Origin of the sequence: Geosporobacter ferrireducens (assembly GCF_001750685.1) — a bacterium.
In the GTDB taxonomy this organism is placed as follows: domain Bacteria; phylum Bacillota; class Clostridia; order Peptostreptococcales; family Thermotaleaceae; genus Geosporobacter; species Geosporobacter ferrireducens.
Genome location: NZ_CP017269.1, coordinates 5,361,036 through 5,380,986 on the forward strand (window position 1 = coordinate 5,361,036; position 19,951 = coordinate 5,380,986).

At 36.9% G+C, this 19,951-nt stretch carries 18 protein-coding genes and 1 riboswitch; of the genes, 14 read left to right on the forward strand and 4 right to left on the reverse strand.

The features are described 5' to 3' along the window. Positions 1 to 101: 101 nt before the first annotated feature. Complete coding sequence (locus Gferi_RS25165) at positions 102 to 533, reverse strand: Lrp/AsnC family transcriptional regulator (protein ID WP_069980861.1); 432 nt, start codon at positions 531 to 533, stop codon at positions 102 to 104. A gap of 222 nt (positions 534 to 755) precedes the next feature. Here Gferi_RS25165 and Gferi_RS25170 point away from each other — a divergent pair, with 222 nt between their 5' ends. The 3 genes from Gferi_RS25170 (at position 756) to Gferi_RS25180 (ending at position 3,441) form a co-directional block, all read left to right on the forward strand. Then, the gene (locus Gferi_RS25170) at positions 756 to 2,153 is read left to right on the forward strand and encodes an oxaloacetate decarboxylase subunit alpha (RefSeq protein ID WP_069980862.1); all 1,398 of its coding nucleotides are present in this window, start codon (positions 756 to 758) and stop codon (positions 2,151 to 2,153) included. Positions 2,154 to 2,303: 150 nt separating this feature from the next. After that, on the forward strand, positions 2,304 to 2,846 hold the full coding sequence (locus tag Gferi_RS25175; RefSeq protein ID WP_069980863.1) for a hypothetical protein: 543 nt from the start codon (positions 2,304 to 2,306) through the stop codon (positions 2,844 to 2,846). A gap of 91 nt (positions 2,847 to 2,937) precedes the next feature. After that, on the forward strand, positions 2,938 to 3,441 hold the full coding sequence (locus tag Gferi_RS25180) for a peptide deformylase (RefSeq protein ID WP_069980864.1): 504 nt from the start codon (positions 2,938 to 2,940) through the stop codon (positions 3,439 to 3,441). On the opposite strand, the gene Gferi_RS27835 is transcribed toward Gferi_RS25180, so the two are convergent. Then, positions 3,438 to 3,593, reverse strand: coding sequence for a hypothetical protein (locus tag Gferi_RS27835; protein ID WP_083273763.1), 156 nt, complete (start codon positions 3,591 to 3,593; stop codon positions 3,438 to 3,440). The genes Gferi_RS25180 and Gferi_RS27835 overlap by 4 nt on opposite strands. A gap of 175 nt (positions 3,594 to 3,768) precedes the next feature. Further along, positions 3,769 to 3,880: riboswitch (TPP riboswitch) on the forward strand. Positions 3,881 to 3,967: 87 nt separating this feature from the next. Here Gferi_RS27835 and thiC point away from each other — a divergent pair. The 8 genes from thiC (at position 3,968) to Gferi_RS25220 (ending at position 13,311) form a co-directional block, all read left to right on the forward strand. Further along, a complete protein-coding gene (gene thiC, locus Gferi_RS25185) occupies positions 3,968 to 5,257 on the forward strand; it encodes a phosphomethylpyrimidine synthase ThiC (protein ID WP_069980865.1) in 1,290 nt (429 codons plus the stop codon). Between the two features lie 310 nt (positions 5,258 to 5,567). Next, positions 5,568 to 6,425, forward strand: coding sequence for a MurR/RpiR family transcriptional regulator (locus tag Gferi_RS25190; RefSeq protein ID WP_069980866.1), 858 nt, complete (start codon positions 5,568 to 5,570; stop codon positions 6,423 to 6,425). A gap of 49 nt (positions 6,426 to 6,474) precedes the next feature. Then, complete coding sequence (locus Gferi_RS25195) at positions 6,475 to 8,142, forward strand: ABC transporter substrate-binding protein (RefSeq protein ID WP_069980867.1); 1,668 nt, start codon at positions 6,475 to 6,477, stop codon at positions 8,140 to 8,142. 54 nt (positions 8,143 to 8,196) lie between these two features. Continuing rightward, entirely contained in the window at positions 8,197 to 9,159 is a 963-nt protein-coding gene (locus Gferi_RS25200) for an ABC transporter permease (RefSeq protein ID WP_069980868.1), read from the forward strand. Positions 9,160 to 9,180: 21 nt separating this feature from the next. Then, complete coding sequence (locus Gferi_RS25205; RefSeq protein ID WP_069980869.1) at positions 9,181 to 10,110, forward strand: ABC transporter permease; 930 nt, start codon at positions 9,181 to 9,183, stop codon at positions 10,108 to 10,110. Between the two features lie 14 nt (positions 10,111 to 10,124). After that, positions 10,125 to 11,105 (forward strand): ABC transporter ATP-binding protein, encoded by a 981-nt coding sequence (locus tag Gferi_RS25210; RefSeq protein ID WP_069980870.1) that lies wholly within the window; start codon positions 10,125 to 10,127, stop codon positions 11,103 to 11,105. Continuing rightward, complete coding sequence (locus tag Gferi_RS25215) at positions 11,106 to 12,101, forward strand: ABC transporter ATP-binding protein (RefSeq protein ID WP_069980871.1); 996 nt, start codon at positions 11,106 to 11,108, stop codon at positions 12,099 to 12,101. A 19-nt stretch (positions 12,102 to 12,120) separates the two neighbouring features. Then, positions 12,121 to 13,311, forward strand: coding sequence for an amidohydrolase (locus tag Gferi_RS25220; protein WP_069980872.1), 1,191 nt, complete (start codon positions 12,121 to 12,123; stop codon positions 13,309 to 13,311). A gap of 189 nt (positions 13,312 to 13,500) precedes the next feature. Here the strand turns inward: Gferi_RS25220 and mtnA are convergent, their stop codons facing one another. Further along, positions 13,501 to 14,544 (reverse strand): S-methyl-5-thioribose-1-phosphate isomerase, encoded by a 1,044-nt coding sequence (gene mtnA, locus Gferi_RS25225; RefSeq protein ID WP_330389514.1) that lies wholly within the window; start codon positions 14,542 to 14,544, stop codon positions 13,501 to 13,503. 15 nt (positions 14,545 to 14,559) lie between these two features. Next, on the reverse strand, positions 14,560 to 15,762 hold the full coding sequence (gene mtnK, locus Gferi_RS25230) for an S-methyl-5-thioribose kinase (protein ID WP_069980873.1): 1,203 nt from the start codon (positions 15,760 to 15,762) through the stop codon (positions 14,560 to 14,562). Positions 15,763 to 16,023: 261 nt separating this feature from the next. Here mtnK and Gferi_RS25235 point away from each other — a divergent pair, with 261 nt between their 5' ends. From Gferi_RS25235 to Gferi_RS25245, 3 genes are all read left to right on the forward strand, one after another. After that, positions 16,024 to 16,770: an SIMPL domain-containing protein gene (locus tag Gferi_RS25235; RefSeq protein ID WP_169833034.1), complete on the forward strand. Its 747-nt coding sequence runs from the start codon at positions 16,024 to 16,026 to the stop codon at positions 16,768 to 16,770. 165 nt (positions 16,771 to 16,935) lie between these two features. Continuing rightward, positions 16,936 to 18,444 (forward strand): DUF1846 domain-containing protein, encoded by a 1,509-nt coding sequence (locus tag Gferi_RS25240; RefSeq protein WP_069980874.1) that lies wholly within the window; start codon positions 16,936 to 16,938, stop codon positions 18,442 to 18,444. Between the two features lie 388 nt (positions 18,445 to 18,832). Further along, positions 18,833 to 19,819 carry a LacI family DNA-binding transcriptional regulator gene (locus tag Gferi_RS25245; protein WP_069980875.1) on the forward strand — a complete coding sequence of 329 codons (987 nt, stop codon included), beginning with the start codon at positions 18,833 to 18,835 and terminating at the stop codon, positions 19,817 to 19,819. Positions 19,820 to 19,951: the final 132 nt, after the last annotated feature.

Sequence of the window (19,951 nt, forward strand, 5' to 3'; positions counted from 1 at the left end):
GTGTGTGAAAATTTGACCTGTAAAATTCTAATACCAAATAATACTAGAGGAAGGCCGTACACCGTGCGGCTTTTATATTTTCTGAAAAAGTTTACGTATATTTATTTTGATAGAAGCTTAGATTCAATGGGACTGGAAAGAATAACCGAGGTTTGGGTATGGCCTCTTTTTTTAATATCATCAATCAGACTTTTCAGTTCTCCCATATTTTCTGTAATAACTTTTATGATCACACTAAAACCGCCAGTTACATGATGGCACTCAATTATTTTTTCATTTTCTTCTGCGTATCGAATGAAAGGCTGATAATTCTCTGGTGAAAGTCCAACGTTAATAAATGCCATAATATTTTTGTTTAATTTTCCCGGAGCGATAATTGCTTTATATCCTAAAATAACACCATTTTCTTCTAATTTTCTTACCCTTTCCGTGACTGCTGGTGAAGTCATATTTACAGCTTTACCCAAGTCTTTCATAGAGATCCTTCCATTCCTTTGCAATATGTCAATAATTCTGTAATCGGTACTATCCATATGAAAACCCCCTTAAAAAATAAAGAAATATTCTCTATTTTTTTTATTTATTAAGATATATTAATTTTAACAATTAATATAACGAATGTACATATACGATTACACTCTATACAATTATAATTGGATACATTTTCGTTACAGGCTGTTCTGCTTAGAATGGCAATTTCACCACTAAAAATCAGAAAAAAGAAATTATATATAAATATAAAAGGGGAGAATTTGATGAAACAGATAAAAATAACTGAGACGGTTTTAAGAGACGCACATCAGTCTTTAATTGCAACAAGAATGAAAACGGAAGAGATGATTCCTATTTTAGAAACCCTTGATCAAGTTGGATATCACTCCCTTGAGGTATGGGGTGGTGCAACCTTTGATGCCTGCTTAAGATTTTTAAATGAAGATCCGTGGGAAAGACTGAGGCTGATTAGAAAGTCAGTAAAAAATACAAAGCTGCAAATGCTTTTAAGGGGTCAAAATCTCTTGGGATACAAGCATTATGCCGATGATGTGGTTTCTGAATTCGTAAAAAAATCGATTGCCAACGGCATTGACATTATTAGAATTTTTGATGCTTTAAATGATGTAAGAAACCTTGAAACTGCATTGCGTACAACCAAAAAAGAAAAAGGGCATGTCCAAACAGCTATTTCTTATACAATTAGTCCCGTACACAATACAGAATATTATATAAAACTAGCAAAGCAAATGGAAGGCATGGGTGCAGATTCTATCTGCATTAAGGATATGTCCGGGATTCTTACTCCCTATAGTGCTTTTGAACTTACTTCAAAGCTAAAAGAAGCTATAAAGATTCCAATTCAGCTGCATACCCATTATACAAGCGGAGTAGCTTCCATGACATATCTAAAAGCTATAGAGGCTGGTATTGATGTTGTGGATTGCGCAATTTCGCCGATGGCTTTAGGTACATCCCAGCCGCCTACAGAGCCGCTGGTGGCTACCCTTCAGGGAACGGGATATGACACAGGTTTAAAACTTGAAGTTTTAAACCAGGTAGCAGAGCATTTTAGACCTATTCGCGATCGATACATGGAAAAGGGATTGTTGGATCCAAAAGTGCTGGGGGTTGATGTAAATGCGCTTATTTATCAAGTCCCCGGGGGAATGTTATCTAATTTGGTTTCCCAGTTAAAGATGCAAAACGCACTCGATAAATATGATGAAGTGCTGAAAGAAGTGCCGCGGGTAAGAGAAGACCTAGGCTATCCACCTCTTGTGACCCCACTGAGCCAAATGGTCGGAACCCAGGCAGTATTTAACGTTGTTCTTGGAGAACGATATAAGATGGTACCTAAGGAAATAAAAGCGTATGTAAGAGGTGAATACGGAAAACCCGCCGTTGCGATTTCTGAAAGCATTCAAAGAAAAATTATTGGCAATGAAGAAGTCATTGACTGTAGACCTGCTGATTTGATTGCACCGCAGCTGGAGGATGTTCGAAATGAGATGAAAGCGTATCTGGAGCAGGAAGAAGATGCTTTATCCTATGCATTGTTTCCCCCTGTTGCAATGGAATTCTTTAAGTTCAGGCAGGCTAAAAAATATAAGATAGATAGTGATTATGCAGATTTTGAAAATAAGAACTATCCGGTATAAAAGGGAGCATTTAATAACTTTATCCAAAGACTGAAAGCCGCACACTGTGCGGCTTCAAATTTTACCATTCAATTTTGGCAGGAAATAATAAAGAAGATATAGAATGAATAAATGAGGAAACTTATATAAACACATAGAGGGGTGATTTTATTGAAACCAGGTATTTTTAGAGTAATATTACTTATGATCGCAGTAACAAGTTTAATTGCCTGTCAACCTATAAAAAAGAATCCAATGAATCAACAGCCATTGAATGAGAAAACAAAGGATACCATCATTCAAGCTACTGAAAAGGACCCGAGACAGAATAGTATGGCAACAAAACTAAGTGAGTTTGCTGTAGATCTGGATTTAGACGGTGAAGAGGAAAAAATTGAGTTACATACAGCAGCTGAAAGAAATAAAAATGGAGAAATGGTTTGGGACGACGGGCAAAAATGGCTTTTAGTAGTACAAGACGGAGATTTGTATTATTCCTTACTGGATGAGTATGTTCAATTGGGTCAAGTATATTTTAATGTATCTTATTATGATAATGAGCCACTACCTACAATAACAGTGATTACAGATACCGGAGCGAATTTTAAATTGGTAAACTATGTATACGATAAAGCCCAGAAAGGGTATAGTGCGGAACTTGTTTACGATTCAAAAGATATAAACCATATATTTACTTCCATTCCTAGCTATTAAAAATTAAAGTGAAGATTTTACCGGCTGCTATGGTGTAGTGGCCGGGCCGGCTATAATAAAGCTGGAAAACAAAGAATAGGAGGAAAAGTCAATGGCTATAAGAGAAATACTATTATTAGGAAATGAGAATTTGTATAAGGTCTGTAAAGAAATTTCAAAAGATGAAATGGCGAAAGCAAAGCAGATTGTTGAAGATTTACACGATACAATAATAAACTTCAGAGAAAAATATGGGTTTGGCCGGGCGATAGCTGCCCCTCAAATAAATGAGCCTTTTAGAATAATTTATTTAAATATCGATAATGACTCCACTGTATTCATAAATCCGAGATTAGTGTTTGTAGATGAGGAAAAGTTTGAGATGTGGGACGACTGCATGAGTTATCCGGGATTGGAAGTAAAGTTATACAGATATAAAAAATGTAAAATATATTATAAAGATTTAGAGTGGAATGACTGTGTTTTGGACCTTGAAGGAGATTTATCGGAACTAATACAGCATGAATATGACCATCTCGATGGAATACTGGCCGTTCAAAGGGCCATTGACGATAAATCCTTTAGAATAAACAAAATGAAATCAGGATGTTTTTAGCCCGAAAAGCATCGATAATTGATTTGGAATTTTTTATCAAATCTATAGATTTGTAATGTTTTAGGGCTGATAACCGGTTCAAGGGCATTATGTGCATAGGGTAAGGGCGGTAGCTGGTGTTGTCCCGGTGGTATCATCAGGGACTGTTGCATGTATATCAACCTCCTCTTGTGATTACGTGTATTCTGTTCTTTTGACATTGATAAGACAGCCTTATATTTATAATATTCTTATAAAAAGGGATGTTTCTTAAATTTTTAAAAGTAAAATATTATTTTATACTTGTAAATTTGGATTAAGCGTAATATGATATAAAATATAAATGTATAAATAAACTGGGGGTGCCGGAAAGGCCGGCTGAGATAAAGGACCTATTAATTCTTTGACCCTTTAACCTGATCTGGATAATACCAGCGTAGGGAAGTTGCAGCGTGTTAGTTAAATCATTTAACTATTGGGCACAAATCCTTACAATTTGGATTTGTGTTTTTTATTTTCAAATTAAAATAATGAAAGGCGTGATTGGATGACACAATTAGCTGAGGCAAAAAAAGGTATTGTAACAGAAGAAATGGAACAAGCCGCACAATTAGAAGGCATAACAGCTGAAGAACTGAGGGGTAAAATTGCTTTAGGAGAGGTCGTTTTGCCCTGCAACATTAACCACAAAGGGATAAAGCCCATAGCTGTAGGTAAAGGATTATCTACTAAAGTGAATGCGAATATCGGTACCTCAGATGCATATCCAGAATTAGACAAAGAGCTGGAAAAATTGCATGTAGCTATCAAAGCAGGTGCTCACTCTATAATGGATTTAAGCACGGGTGGAGATATTGATAAAGTTAGAAAAAGCATTATCGAGACCAGTCCAGTTATGGTAGGAACTGTACCCCTTTATCAAGTATTAGTTGAAACTCAAAAAAATGGTAAGGGTATAGTAGAAATGACTGCTGACGACATCTTTAGTGGAATAGAAAAACATTGTAAAGATGGTGCCGACTTTATTACCGTACACTGTGGCGTAACTTTGGAAGTTATAGAAGAACTAAAAGAAAGAGGCAGGGTTATGGATATTGTTTCGAGAGGCGGCTCTTTTATTACGGCGTGGATGCTCCACCATAAAAAACAAAATCCACTATTTGAACAATATGACAGACTCTTGGAAATAGCTAGGAAATACGATGTGACACTAAGCTTAGGGGATGGCTTAAGACCGGGATGTTTAGCAGATGCTACAGATTCGCCTCAAATTAAAGAATTAATTGTACTGGGAGGATTGGTGAAAAGAGCGAGAGAAGCAGATGTACAAGTCATGGTAGAAGGGCCGGGGCATGTTCCTTTTGACCAGATAGAAGCGAATATGAAGCTTGAAAAAACTCTTTGCCACAATGCTCCTTTTTATGTTTTAGGTCCTCTTGTTACGGATATTGCACCGGGATATGATCATATCACTTCTGCTATAGGTGGCACTTTAGCTGCTTCTAGTGGTGCAGATTTTCTCTGTTATGTAACTCCTGCAGAACATCTGGGCCTACCGACCGTTGAAGATGTTAAAGAAGGGGTGATTGCAACAAGGATTGCAGCTCATGCTGCGGATCTTGTGAAAGGTGTGAAAGGGGCTTGGGAATGGGATTTAGAGATGGCAAAAGCCCGAAAGCAGTTAGATTGGCAGAAACAAATAGAGCTTTCTATTGATCCTGAAAAAGCATCAAAAATCCGAAAAGAAAAGAATGAGGAAAACGAAGAGTGCTGTACAATGTGCGGAAAATTTTGTGCGTATAAGATGGTAAGTGAATATCTAGGTGAGACTTTTTAGGAGACTGCCCTGAAATAGAAAACTACGCAGAATATGTCTCTATTGCCAAAAAACGGACTATGGATTTTCCATAGTCCGTTTTTGCAGTGATCTCGCCCGCCTGGTGAGGGCGGCTGTTACAAAATAGAATAAATTAAAATGATTAATACAATTAAAAAATCATTCGCATAAGTGATGTCAATAAGACTCTATAGGAGTACTAAAAAATTTTTAATATTTAAAAAATATTGTATTTACTTTAAAAATATTAATATACTGTTGACAAAATATAAAATATTATAGTAAAATCTAAAAAATGAGGTGATCAATTTTGAAAATTCTAAAAAATATTTCGATGGCGATGGATCAATTAAGTAATAAGCAGAAAGTAATTGCAAGATATCTTATGCAAAACAAAGACAAAATTGGATTTATGACTTTGAAAGAATTGAGTGAAGAAATTAATGTAACGGAGGTAACGATACTCAACTTCTGTAAATGCATTGGAATAGATTCTTTTACGGAGATGAGAAAAGAATTTCAAGAGTTAGTCAAAAAAGAGCTTCACGTTCCAACAAAGATTGAATCCTCTTTACAAGCGTTGGACAATTTAAATGATGCTTTCAGCAATACTGTTCAAATACAAAAATTGAACTTTGAGAGGATTATTCAGCAAAATAGTATTGATACGCTTTACGCAGTAGGCAAAAACATAGAGAAGGCTAGAACTGTATATATATGCGGGTTAGGTATATCAAAAGTAGTTGCAGATTACCTAAATAGCCGGTTAAAACTGATTAATATTGACAGCAGGATTCTGGATATAGGGGATATGGTATCCGCTAGTGCGGAGCTTGCAAGAGCTACTGATGAAGACTGCTTCTTTTTAATATCGTTTCCAAGTTATTCACCCCTCATTATTAATCTTTCAAGATATTTGACTGAAAAGAATCTTAATTTTATAGTACTTACAGATAATGAAAAATCACCATTGGCTAAGAATGCAAAAATCATACTGAAGAGTTATAATGAATCCTTAGTATTTTATAACTTTATTTCAGCAACGATATCCTTGGTTGAACAGGTTCTAATTGTACTTTCCTTTAATATGAAAGATCGGATTATGGAAAACTTAGAGACATTGGAAGAAGTGCAAGATTCTTTGATAAAAGATATCTACAATGAATAACTGAATGGATAAGTCTATTCAGGAAAAATATAAAATAAGGGGGATGTTTATGAAAAGAAGAGTATTTGCGTTGCTGCTGGTACTTGCGTTAACGGTTTCGCTATTGGCTGGCTGTGGCGGAGGAACGAGTACAACAGGAGGAGAAAACAATACCAACGAAGGAGGTGCAGCCAATGTTTCGAAAGAAGTGGTTATCGGATTAGCCGGTGATGCATATTCACTAGATCCATACCCATTAAATGAAACGATAACCAATGCAATCAATCTGCACTTGTTCGACACGCTGGTGGCACCAGATAGTAATTTACAACCAGTACCGGCTCTGGCAGAATCCTGGGAGATATCTGAGGATGCTAAAGTTTGGACTTTTCACTTAAGAAAAGACGTTAAATTCCATAACGGAAATCCATTTACCGCAGAGGATGTATTGTATTCCTTAGAAAGAGCAAAGGTGGATCTGTCTGCATTTAAGTATACGGTAGCAACTGTAGAAAGTTATAAGAAAATTGATGATTATACCGTTGAAATCATCACAAAAGAGCCAAATTCACTGTTATTGGCCCATATTAAGGATCTTATGATATTAGATAAAGAAACCTGTGAAGGGCAAACCGATGAATGGATTGCACTAAATCCTAACGGGACAGGCAGATATAAGCTCGTTGAACATGTAAGAGGGGATAGAATTGTTTTTGAAAGAAATGATAGTTTTTGGGGAGAGCTTCCAGAGGCGACAAAAGTAACTTTTAAACCAATTACCAATGAAGGCACACGTACAGCAAATATTATCTCCGGAGCAGTAGATTTAATCGTTGATGTTCCGGTGCGGGATGTTGAAATCATAAAAGCAAAAGAAAATACAGAACTGGTTTCGCAGCCGAGTTTACGGGTAATCTATCTCAACTTAGCCGGATGGACTGACAAGCCTAGTAAAGATGCAAAGATGCCTATGAAATCGCCTGATGGCACAAATCCGTTCAAAAACATCAAAGTTAGAGAAGCACTGTACCGTGCAATCAATGAGCAAGAAATTGTGGAAAAGATCATGAATGGATTTGCAGTTCCTGCTGCTACATATATTCCAGAGGGATTTAACGGGTATAACGGCAATATTAAACGGTATGACTTTGATCCCCAGCTGGCAGAAAAATTGCTGGACGAAGCAGGTTATCCGAGACAGGCCGATGGTTACAGATTTGAAATTACATTGGATGCGTCAAATGACAGATATGTAAAGGACGGAGAAATTGCAACGGCAGTTGCTTCTTACTTTGAAAAGGTAGGCATAAAAGTAAATCTAAATCTGATGTCAAGAACCATATTCTTTACCTACATTGGTGCAGTAAACAAGGAAGGAGACAATACACATCTCTGTATGACAGGTTGGGCAGATAGCGGTGGAGAGAGCGCTCTAATGGCACTGGACTTGTTATACAGCATGTCTCAAGACGGATATATTAAAACCGGTTACGGTGCCGTAAATCGCGGATATTATCAAAATCTGGAGGTAGATGGACTCATCAATCAGGCGATGGCTACCGCAGAACCAACTGAAAGAGATAAGATCATGCAGCAAGTATGGCAAATCGCTGCCGATGATATATCTTATATTCCGCTGCATTTCCAAAAAGATATTTATGCCCATAATAATAAGATTAAGTATCATCCGAGAAATGATAATTATGTGTTTGCGTGGGATATAGAGTTTATACAATAAGGGTTAAGGGGAAGGAATTGAATCCTTCCCTTTATTTAAGATGGAGGTGAGGCTGTGTTACGATATTTTACATCAAGAATAGCACAATTAATAATTGTTCTTATTGCAGTGTCTATTTTAGTGTTTGCATTGACCAGCATTATGGGAAATCCAATATATTTGATGGTTAGGGAAAATGCTACACAAGAAGAGATAGATGCTGCAGTAGCTTATTTAGGTTTAGACAAGCCCTTGCCGGTACAGTATGTAATCTTTATCAAAAATGCACTTAGGGGGGACTTTGGAAAATCTTATGTTTATCACCTTCCGGCATTAAAGATTATCGCAGAGCGGTTTCCTGCTACATTAGAAATTGTAATTGTTGCGATGTTGTTATCGGCATTTTTAGCAATTCCACTAGGAGTGTTTGCAGGAGCCTATCCTAAAAAATTTTTAAGTAAAGCGATTATGTCTCTATCCATCGCAGGGATATCATTGCCTTCTTTCTGGGTAGGTATGGTAATGATTTTTTTGTTTAGTCTTTACTTGGGAATATTACCTGTATCAGGTAGAGGAGAGGTAGGGACCCTTTTAGGGATCAAAACAAGTCTTGCCACAGTAAGCGGGTGGAAACATATTATTTTGCCATCTATAACTCTGGCTTTAGGGAATATGGCAACGATACTTCGCTTAACCCGTGCAGGTATGCAGGAGAATATGAAACAGGATTATGTAAAATTTGCGAGGGCAAAAGGTGTGTCAAGGAGAAAGGTATTGTTTGGGCATGCACTTAAAAACACATTAATTCCGGTAATTACAATATTTGGATTGCAACTAGGAACCTTAATTGCGTTTACTACAATTACAGAAACCATATTTGCATGGCCGGGGATGGGTAAGCTTCTTATTGACGCGATTAATAGCGCAGACAGGCCTATTATTTCTGCATATATTTTATTCGTGGCGGTTATGTTTGTGTTTATCAATTTTATTGTAGATATACTTTATACAATTGTAGATCCACGGATTGATTTATAATAATAAAAAGTAGGTGATAGGATGCAGGGACAAGTTCAAACAGTAAAGGCAGCTCAAACGTTAAAGGAACCTTCCGGCTGGCAGTCTTTTGCAAGATCAGAGTTTTTCTTCAAATATAAAAGATCTGCCACCGCAATTATAGGTTCGATTATTACAATTTCTGTTCTTTTGATAGCTATATTCGGCCCCTTTTTTACTGTTCAAAACCCATATGATATGACAAACATTGATTTAAGCGATGCGTATAAACCTCCGGCCTGGATCCAGGGAGGAGAGCTAAGATTTCCTTTAGGTACAGATCAACAGGGAAGAGATATCCTTAGTGCCATTGTATATGGCAGCAGGGTATCGCTTCTTATCGGTCTTGTAGGAGCTCTATTTGCCAGCATAGTAGGAGTGACACTCGGTCTCGCATCGGGTTATTTCGGGGGAAAAGTGGATGCTTTTATCATGCGGCTGGCAGACATCCAACTATCCTTTCCTACTATGTTGATTGCTTTATTTCTTATGTCCTTTTTCGGCAGGGGGATTAGAAATATTTTAATTGCGCTTTGCCTGGTTGGCTGGGTAAGTTATGCAAGAACGGTCCGGGGCGAGACGTTGTCTGTAAAGAAGAAAGAATATATTGAGGCAACCAGGGTCATTGGACTACCTAATTTTATGATTCTTTTTAAGCATGTACTCCCCAATGTATTTACCTCAATCCTTGTATTATCGACGATACAAGTAGGCACGTTTATACTGACGGAGGCAACCTTAAGTTTTTTAGGACTAGGGGTGCCTGTTACAAGACCTTCTTTGGGGATGTTGTGTGACAATGGTTTTAAGGTACTCTACAGTGGATTGTGGTGGGTATCTATTTTCCCAGGTTTATACATTGTGATGATTGTGTTTGGTATTAATTTATTGGGTGATTTTTTACGAGATGAATTGAATCCGAAGTTAAAGTAGAGGGGGTGGGTGATATGCAGAAAAAATTGTTGGAAGTAAAAGGCTTAAGAACCTATTTTCATACATTCAAAGGGATTGTAAAGGCTGTTGACAATGTAAGCTTCGATATACATGAAGGGGAAATTTTAGGCGTTGTCGGAGAATCTGGCGGAGGAAAGTCAATTACAGGATTTTCGGTAATAGGACTTATTGATGAACCGGGCAAAATAGAGAGTGGAGAAATTCTTTTCCAGGATCAGGACTTAATGAAGCTATCTGAAAGTCAAATGAATTTGATCAGGGGGAAAGAGATATCTATGGTATTTCAGGATCCGATGACTTCTTTAAATCCCGTGTATACAATCGGAGAGCAATTAGAAGAAATGCTGCTGCTCCACGAGAATTTATCAAAACAACAAAGAAGGGAAAGATGCATACAGCTTCTGAAAGATGTAGGCATTTCAAATCCTGAAAGCAGGTTGAAGAACTATCCGCACCAATTTAGTGGAGGGATGAGACAAAGAGTAGTGATTGCAATTGCCCTTGCTGCAAAACCTAAGCTGATCATAGCCGATGAGCCTACAACTGCCCTGGATGTTACTATTCAGGCACAGATCCTGAAACTTATGAAACAACTTGTAAAAGAACAAGGGTGTGCTTTGATGTTGATTACCCATGATCTGGCTGTGGTATCTGAAATGGCAGATAGAGTAAATGTTATGTATTGTGGAAAAATTGTAGAAAGTGGATATACAGAAGATATCATTCAAGAACATATTCATCCGTATACTGAAGGGCTCCTAGACTCTATTCCCGATATAGATCAGGAGAAGGAGCGACTGAAAACAATACCAGGCATTGTGCCAAATATGTTTGACTTACCTAAAGGCTGTAACTTTTCTCCAAGATGTCAGTATTGTCAGGATATCTGCCTGGAAAAAGAACCGGAACTTGTTCATGTGGGAGAAAGGCACTTTGTTTCATGCCACTTTCCGTTAAGAAAGGAGGCAAGATAAATGGAAAAGATGCTGGAAGTTAAGCATTTAGAGCAAAGATTTGATCTGAATAAGGGGATATTAGATAAATTAAAGCTCAGAAATGGCAAACTTGTAAAAGAAGAACGTATTGTTAAGGCGGTAAATGATATAAGTTTTGATATAGATAGGGGAGAAGTTTTTAGTTTGGTGGGGGAATCGGGATGTGGCAAATCAACGACTGCCAGAACAGTTATAAAGCTCATTGAGCCAAAAGGCGGAATCATCAAGTTTAAGGGAAATGATATCACACAGTTTTCGTCAGTTGAAATGCTGCAGTACCGCAAAAAAATACAGATGATCTTTCAAGATCCCTTTGCCTCTCTAAATCCAAGACAACAGATTATAGATATACTTGCAGAGCCTATGTTGTTTCATAAAGTTGTACATAACCTAAAAGAGGCAAAAGAGCGGGCTCTGGAGATCTTAGAAAAAGTAGGGATACGACCTGAACAGGCTGCCAGGTATCCCCACCAATTCAGTGGAGGACAAAGACAAAGAATCGGAATAGCCAGAGCCCTAGCCGTTGAGCCTGAGTTTATTATAGCGGACGAGCCAGTTTCAGCCCTGGATGTATCCATACAGGCACAAATACTAAATTTACTTATCGAACTAAAGGAAGAATTTAATTTTTCCTACCTTTTTATTGCCCACGATTTATCGGTTGTAAAACATATAAGTAATAACTTGGGTATCATGTATCTGGGAAAAATCGTTGAAAAAGGAAGTAAACAGCATATATTCAATAATCCAATGCATCCGTATACAAAAGCTTTATTTGCTGCAGTTCCCAAGCTGACGGGCAGAAATTTAATGAATTCCAAAGAAATAGAGGGTGAGATACCGAGTCCGATCAATCTGCCGGCAGGATGCTTTTTTCACGAAAGATGCCCATATGCAAAACCTGTTTGCAGAGAGGAAATGCCTGATGAGAAAGAGATAGAAAAGGATCATTTTGTTTTGTGTCATCTTTATTAAACGTCAAAGGGGAGACATTATGGACTTAAAGAATATAATCATTCAGCAAATAGAAGGTTTTAAAGATGAGCTTATCGTGTTGAGTAAAAAAATTCATAGTAAACCAGAACTGGCTTTTCATGAATTTGAAGCAGCAGAAAATATAATTTCTCTACTAAACAAACACGGTTTTCACATTGAAAAGGGAATAGCAGGACTGGAAACAGCCTTTAGAGCAGAATACAGCGGAAGCGGCAAAGGTCCTACGATCGCGTATATAGCAGAATATGATGCGCTGCCGGAAATAGGACATGGATGTGGACACAATTTGATTGCAGCAATGTCTGTAGGGGCTGCCATCGGTTTAAGTAAGCTGGGAGATAAAATAGATGGGAAAATCGTAGTGATGGGGACCCCTGGAGAGGAAGGTGGAGGTGGTAAGGTAGTGATGGTTGAAAAGGGCTGCTTTGAAGATATTGACTATGGATTAATGATCCATCCCAGTACAAGGAATTTGATCTGCAGAGGGGGATTGGCAACCAGGGGGGTCAAGATAGAATATTTTGGGAAAGCTGCACACTCTGCATCGCCTGAAGATGGGATTAATGCGCTGCAGGCAGTTATACAAACTTTCAACGGCATTGATCATTTGAGAGCACTGCTGCCTCTCAAATCCAATATTAACGGCATTATTTTAGAAGGAGGAAAGGCATCTAATGTGATTCCTGACTACGCTGCATGTAAATTCAGTGTTAGGGCAGATACTGTTAGAGATTTGAAAGAAGTGGTAGCTTATATGGAACGTATCGTAGAATCTGTAGAAAAACTGACCGGGGCAAAGGCAAAGGTAAGCAAATCCTTAATTTATGCAGAACGATATTCAAACCGATGCATCGATGAAAAATTAAAGGAAAACATAGCACATTTTGGAGAGATAATGGAATATCCAGAACCAAATATGAAATATGGATCTTCTGATATAGGAAATGTGAGCTTGATCATACCGGCTATTCATGCTTATCTGCAAATTGCAGATAGAGGAATAAACAGCCACTCAATGGATTTTACAAAAGCATCGGCAACAGAAAGAGCCCATGGACAGATGATAAAGGGTGCAAAAGCATTAGCCATGACCGGATTAGATATTTTTAAAGACAAGGAACTAAGAAAGCAAATTTATAAAGAGTTTGCCGAAAAGGTACCCCGATATAGTAAAGAGGATTTAGAATAAATAATTATTTTAAAGAAAATTTTTGATATGATCATCCAGTGACGGATGATCATATCTTTTAGCATAGATTTTACTATGCCTATAACACCGAATATGCCATAAATAGTGCAATAGCTGCTGAAAAGAAGGTACTTGTAAGATTGTACCATGCGAACCAGAGAAATATGGAGGCAGGTGTTAGAGGAACAATTACTTAACCAATAATTTTTGTAAATTTATCTGATAATCTGGCAACACGATCCCTTTCTCCGTAACGAAAGCGGTAATCAACGCATGGGGCGTAATATCGAAGGCGGGATTATACACGTTGATTCCTTCAGGTGCAATCTGTTTCCCATACCAGCTGGTGACCTCTAGGGGACTTCTTTCCTCAATCGGAATTTCTTTTCCTGTAGGCGTAGCCAGGTCTATTGATGGCGTAGGGACGGCAACATAGAAAGGGATTTTAAAATGATTTGCCAATACAGCCAAGGACATGGTGCCGATTTTGTTAGCAGTATCGCCATTGGCTGCCACTCTATCTGCACCTACAATCACAACATCAACTTTTCCTTGTGACATTAGAAATCCGGCCATGTTATCACAAATTAGAGTTACATCGATTTCAGCTTGATGAAGTTCATAGGATGTTAATCTTGCACCCTGTAGATAAGGTCTTGTTTCATCTGCAAAAACCTTCATTGCCCATCCTTTTTCTTTAGCGATATACATGGGAGCGGTTGCGGTACCATATTTTGCTGTAGCTAGACTACCTGCATTACAGTGGGTAAGAATGCGTATGCCATCTCTTAGTAATGGCATAAAATTTTCCCCGATAGATCGATTGATAGATTCATCTTCTTTCTGGATCTCAATCGCCTCTTCCAGCAGTAGATATTTTTTCTCATCCAATGATTTATCTTCTAATTCTGCGGCTCTTTTGACCATACGGTCTATCGCCCAAAACAGATTAACTGCTGTAGGCCTTGATTGACGCAGATATTCTGCGTTTTCCCTTACTAATTCCATAAAGCTCCGATGATTATTGGCAGATGCATCCTTGATTCCGATATACATGCCATATGCTGCTGTGATACCGATAAGAGGAGCTCCTCGTAGTTCCATGTCTTTTATGGCATGAAAGACTTCTTGAATAGTTTTTTTGGAATTATATTCTGTTGTTTCAGGGAGTTTTAGTTGATTTAAAATGTAGAGGCTATCATCTTTCCACAAAATAGGTTGTATAAATTCCACTATAGTCAATCCTCCTTAATATATTCTGTTGCGAACGAGCATGGTTATATCTTCAATGGTATTGAAATTTGCTCTATTTATGATTAAAGTTTCTGCTAACTCCAATATTAATATTTGAACAGATTTTCTTTTTTCAAGATCTTCAATACCATCTACATCTATGTTATGGGCTAATCCATGCATTCTTCGAATCATTACTGCTCCTGCATAACCAACGGCGTCTACGAAAATATTTCTCATGTAAAATTCTTGATATCCTGTTACTTTTGCAGAGATATCCCGAAGGTCCCTATCCCAATTGTTCTTGAATTTTTGTTCGAATTGCTGGTATAAGTCATTGACGGTATCTAATAAATAGACTCTATAGTCCTTTATATCAGTTGGGTTCATGTCTTTTCCGCTCCAGGAAATATAATTGATCAGAAGATTTCCAATGATTTTTCCTACATCAAAGGCAGAGGGGCCTACAAAGGCAAACTCAGTATCAAAAACGCGAGTTTCGTTGGCATTTGCGAAAATAGAGCCTGTATGCAGATCGCCATGGAGGAGGCTTTGGGCTTCAGTTAAAAATTTATATTTTAGTTTAGATACCTCCAGCCAAAGTGCTTCTTTCTTCCAGAATGTTTCCTCAAGATAGATTCTTAAGGCAGGGTTAATGTTATTTCTTTCTGCGTCGTAATAGGGATCTGTAAAGATCAGATCTTCTGTGATTTTGCAAAGTTCAGGATTAACAAATTTTTGTACCAGATGTTTCTTAGCTTCTGAATCCACATATAAATCAGAGGTATAAAAGAGCATATTTGCTAGAAAGGTTGAAATATGATCGGAGAACTTTGGGAATTTTTTCATCTGTACCATGCCATAACGCATAAGGCTGAGATGAGACAAGTCTTCCATAATAATCAAAGCCATATCATCATTTCGATGGTATAGTTTTGGGACCAAACCAGGTACTAATTTATTTTGAACTTCTAAAGCATTTGCTTCTATTCTTGTGCGGTTAACACTTAATGGCCAACTTTCCCCAACTACCCTTACATAGGGCAAGGCTTGTTTTAAAACCATTGATTTTTCAGTTACATCATCTTTAATAATAAAAACTAAATTAAGATTTCCATCTCCTATTTCTCTGCAGCTTAAGTTGTTTTTTTTCGAAAACAAACCTGTTTCTGTTACATAGTCCATAGCCTTCTGTTCATCCAGCATATAATACTGCATAATTAAACCCTCCCTGCCTTGTGGCTTATTAAATTGAACACAGCGATACATGAAACAAATTCTGCATGTTTTTTTAATTTCCTCTTTATTGATGCATTTATTAGTATAGCCGTGAATCACTTGTCTAATTACGTTTGAAATGTTCTTAGAAGGCAATCGATAATGTCTTCTTTTCTATTTAAATTTAGCAAAGAGGTCCTCTTCCTTTATTTTTTCATATAATAATGAAGAAAGATTTTTATTATGGAGGGGAGCATGGCTATGTCTTCTATTAACGACTATCCGTATCACAGTACCTACACGTATCATAATCATTATCCATACATGTTCGGTAAGAATGATTCTGGATTTTTCAACAGAGATATTAAAATTGAGAATGGTACAATGACACTAAATGGCACTGGAATCATAAAAGTACAGCCAGATATTGCTGTTGTAATCCTAGGTGTAGTGACGGAAGGTATGGAATTAAGAAGCACACAACAGGAGAATGCCGAAAAGATACGGAGAATTATCGATACCTTGATTAGGATGGGTATTGAAGAAAGGGGCATAGAAACAGAATCTTATTCAGTTGTACCTCAGTATGACTATTTGGAAGGCACGCAGGTATTCCGGGGATACAGAGTAACAAATAACCTGAAAATAACTGTACGAGATATAAATAGAGTGGGGGAGATTATCGATGCAGCTGTAACAAGTGGTGCCAACATAGTATATAGTGTTAATTTTACAATAGCGGATCCGTCTAATGCTTATAGAAGGGCGCTATCTCAAGCAATTATTGATGCAATTTATAAAGCCAGTACAATTGAGCAAACACTAAGAATTATTGTTGATAAAACACCAAGCACCATACAAGAGGAAAGTGTCGATATGGGAATAGTCCGAGAAAGAGATGAATTCTTAGCGCCAATCGCTGCAACGCCAATAGTCAGCGGAGAAATTGAAATTATTGCTAGAATAAAAGCTACTTTTGCTTACAGAAAACTTGTTCTGTCTATATAGTAATAAAAAAGCCAAGAGATTATTTGGAGAGATTTGTACGATTTTTATTTACTTTACTGCCTAAATATGTGATAATAAAATGTTGTGAACTATGGATAGTGTTATGTTTACTTGATGCTTAAGGATATGCATTTGATAATGAATTCATAAAGTGAGGAGAAACCAATGAAAATAGGATTTGACCACAAAAAGTATTTAGAAGAGCAATCCAAGTATATTTTGGAAAGAGTTAATCACTATGATAAGCTGTATCTTGAGTTTGGCGGCAAGCTGCTGTTTGATCTTCATGCTAAGAGAGTTTTACCTGGCTTTGATGAAAATGCAAAAATTAAACTTCTACATAAGTTGAAAGAAAAAGTAGAAGTGATCATTTGTGTATATGCAGGAGATATTGAAAGAAACAAGATTAGAGGAGATTTTGGAATCACCTACGATATGGATGCTTTACGATTAATTGACGATTTGAGAGCAAATGAACTCGATGTAAATAGTGTTGTCATAACAAGATATGATGGACAACCGGCAACTACAGTCTTTATTAATAAATTAGAGCGTAGGGGAATAAAGGTATATACCCATAGAGCAACAAAGGGGTATCCAAGCGATGTAGATACCATTGTTAGTGATGAAGGATACGGGAAAAATCCATATATAGAGACATCAAAACCAATCGTAGTAGTAACGGCACCTGGCCCAGGAAGCGGCAAATTGGCAACTTGTCTTAGCCAGTTGTACCATGAGCATAAGCAGGGAAAAGTAGCCGGCTATTCGAAGTTTGAAACATTCCCGGTATGGAATGTGCCTTTAAAGCATCCCTTAAATATAGCTTATGAAGCTGCAACTGTAGACCTTAAAGATGTAAATATGATTGACTCGTTCCATTTTGATGCATATAATCAGATCGCAGTAAACTATAACCGTGATATTGAAACATTTCCTGTATTAAGAAGAATTATTGAAAAAATAACAGGAGAAGAGTCCATATATAAATCACCCACAGATATGGGAGTCAATCGGGTAGGCTTTGGCATCATTGATGACGAGGTAGTGAAAGAGGCATCAAAACAGGAAATCATTAGAAGATATTTCAAAACAGGCTGCGAATATAAAAAAGGTTATGTCGACAAGGAAACCTTTGATAGAGTAAAGCTGATTATGGAAGAACTCGTATTAAAACAGGAGGACAGAAAGGTAGTTTTACCTGCAAGAAATCGTTCATCTAGGCTAAAAGAAGAGGCGAACAAGAATGAAGTGTGTCCTGCTGTTGCGATAGAGCTTAATGATGGTACCATATTGACGGGAAAAGGTTCTGCAGTGATGAATGCAGCATCGGCAGTCATTTTAAATGCTGTTAAGTATTTTGCAAATATCTCTGATGAAATCCATCTTATTTCTCCAGTAATTTTGGAACCTATCATAAATTTAAAAACGAAGACATTAGGAGATAAAAATACAGCACTGGATTGTGAAGAAATATTAATTGCGCTGAGTATATCTGCTGCCACAAATCCAACGGCCCAGGTAGCTATGGAAAAGTTAGCGCTTCTCAAAGGATGTCAAGCCCATTCTACAACAATTTTAAGTAGAAATGATGAACAGACCTTTAGAAAACTTGGTATAGATATAACCTGTGACCCTGAGTATCCTACCGATAGCCTGTATTATAATAATTAGCAGTATAAAATCGGCTATAAATAAATACTAAAGCAAGCTCAAGCTGCACAATGTGCGGCTTTTGTTGTTTCATCCGATTTGGTTAAAGAGTTTTTTAGAAGGGAATCACTATACATTGTGCCCATTGATTTTTACTATTTCTTCAAATCGTACCGAAAAAATAATCTGAAAATTATAAAAATAATATTGTAAGCATAATTCCATAATGCTATAATCAAAACATGAAAACCGTTACATTTTTTTATTCTAAATTTATATGTTTTTTCATATTAGTGTATAAGAAGTAGTAAAAAGTGATGAATAAATAGCAGTAACAAACATCATATAACAAATCTTGATATTTTTTTTAAAATATTAATGTAACGGATTACAAAATGGAGGCAAAAAGATGGCGACTATAAAAGATGTAGCAAGAGAGGCAAGAGTGTCCGTGGCTACGGTTTCGAGAGTTTTAAATAAACATGATAATATTTCCCTGAAAACGAAATTAGTTGTGGAAAATGCAATTGAGAAACTAAATTATGAGCCGAACATGTTAGGGCGAAATCTTAGAAGATCAAAAAGTGGAATGATCTTGGCTTTAATGCCAAGTATTTCAAATCCATTTTATTCACAAATCGTAGAAGGAATTGAAGACATTGCAACTAAAAATAACTACACCGTATTAATCAGTGGAACAGATTCTAATATGGATAAAGAAAACCTGTATTTTAATCTTCTAAAGCAAAAGCTGATTGATGGTGTTATCCTGATGAATACACTTCAAGAACCGGAATTTATCAATACATTGGCTAAAAAATATGCGATTATTCAATGTAGTGAGTATAGTGAAGAAGTTGACATACCATTTATCTCTATAGACAATAAAAAGGCGTCTTATGATGCGATTAAATTTTTGATTAAATTAGGGCATAAAGATATTGCGCTCATAAACTCAGATGAAGAATTTCTATATGCACGACGCCGGAAGGAAGGGTATATTGAAGCATTAAAAGAATCTGGGATAAGTATTAGAGAAGAGTTTATGGGGCAGGTAGGATTAGGTTTTGATAATGGAAGGCGCATGGTGAAAAGACTGTTAAAATTAGAAAAACCACCAACCGCTATTTTTGCCGTATCAGACATACTGGCAATTGGTGCTATTAAAGAAATCCATGAGGCGAAGCTGCGTGTTCCCGAAGATATTGCCGTAATTGGTTTTGATAATATAGAATTCGCCAATATGAGTACGCCTTCATTAACCACAATAGCCCAACCCATGTATCAAATCGGTTGTGAAGCAACCAAAATGCTTTTAAAAAGAATAGATAATATAGATACAAAAATTGATAATCTAATTCTAGATTATAACTTAATTATCAGAGAATCTACTTGATGGGAAAATAATTTATCAACGCGGGGAAATCGTATTCATCAGAAGATATTTGTTTGTTTTATAGTTTTTTTCAAAGATCAATAGGTTGAGAAAAATGACAGAAATCATTCACAGTTATTCACGGAATAAGTG

Bases quoted from the DNA above. Each gene is read 5' to 3' on its own strand.
- Gferi_RS25165 (WP_069980861.1), bottom strand. From the start codon at position 533: ATGGATAGTACCGATTACAGAATTATTGACATATTGCAAAGGAATGGA.
- Gferi_RS25170 (WP_069980862.1), top strand. From the start codon at position 756: ATGAAACAGATAAAAATAACTGAGACGGTTTTAAGAGACGCACATCAG.
- Gferi_RS25180 (WP_069980864.1), top strand. From the start codon at position 2,938: ATGGCTATAAGAGAAATACTATTATTAGGAAATGAGAATTTGTATAAG.
- Gferi_RS27835 (WP_083273763.1), bottom strand. From the start codon at position 3,593: ATGCAACAGTCCCTGATGATACCACCGGGACAACACCAGCTACCGCCC.
- thiC (WP_069980865.1), top strand. From the start codon at position 3,968: ATGACACAATTAGCTGAGGCAAAAAAAGGTATTGTAACAGAAGAAATG.
- Gferi_RS25195 (WP_069980867.1), top strand. From the start codon at position 6,475: ATGAAAAGAAGAGTATTTGCGTTGCTGCTGGTACTTGCGTTAACGGTT.
- Gferi_RS25205 (WP_069980869.1), top strand. From the start codon at position 9,181: ATGCAGGGACAAGTTCAAACAGTAAAGGCAGCTCAAACGTTAAAGGAA.
- Gferi_RS25210 (WP_069980870.1), top strand. From the start codon at position 10,125: ATGCAGAAAAAATTGTTGGAAGTAAAAGGCTTAAGAACCTATTTTCAT.
- Gferi_RS25215 (WP_069980871.1), top strand. From the start codon at position 11,106: ATGGAAAAGATGCTGGAAGTTAAGCATTTAGAGCAAAGATTTGATCTG.
- Gferi_RS25220 (WP_069980872.1), top strand. From the start codon at position 12,121: ATGGACTTAAAGAATATAATCATTCAGCAAATAGAAGGTTTTAAAGAT.
- mtnK (WP_069980873.1), bottom strand. From the start codon at position 15,762: ATGCAGTATTATATGCTGGATGAACAGAAGGCTATGGACTATGTAACA.
- Gferi_RS25235 (WP_169833034.1), top strand. From the start codon at position 16,024: ATGTCTTCTATTAACGACTATCCGTATCACAGTACCTACACGTATCAT.
- Gferi_RS25240 (WP_069980874.1), top strand. From the start codon at position 16,936: ATGAAAATAGGATTTGACCACAAAAAGTATTTAGAAGAGCAATCCAAG.
- Gferi_RS25245 (WP_069980875.1), top strand. From the start codon at position 18,833: ATGGCGACTATAAAAGATGTAGCAAGAGAGGCAAGAGTGTCCGTGGCT.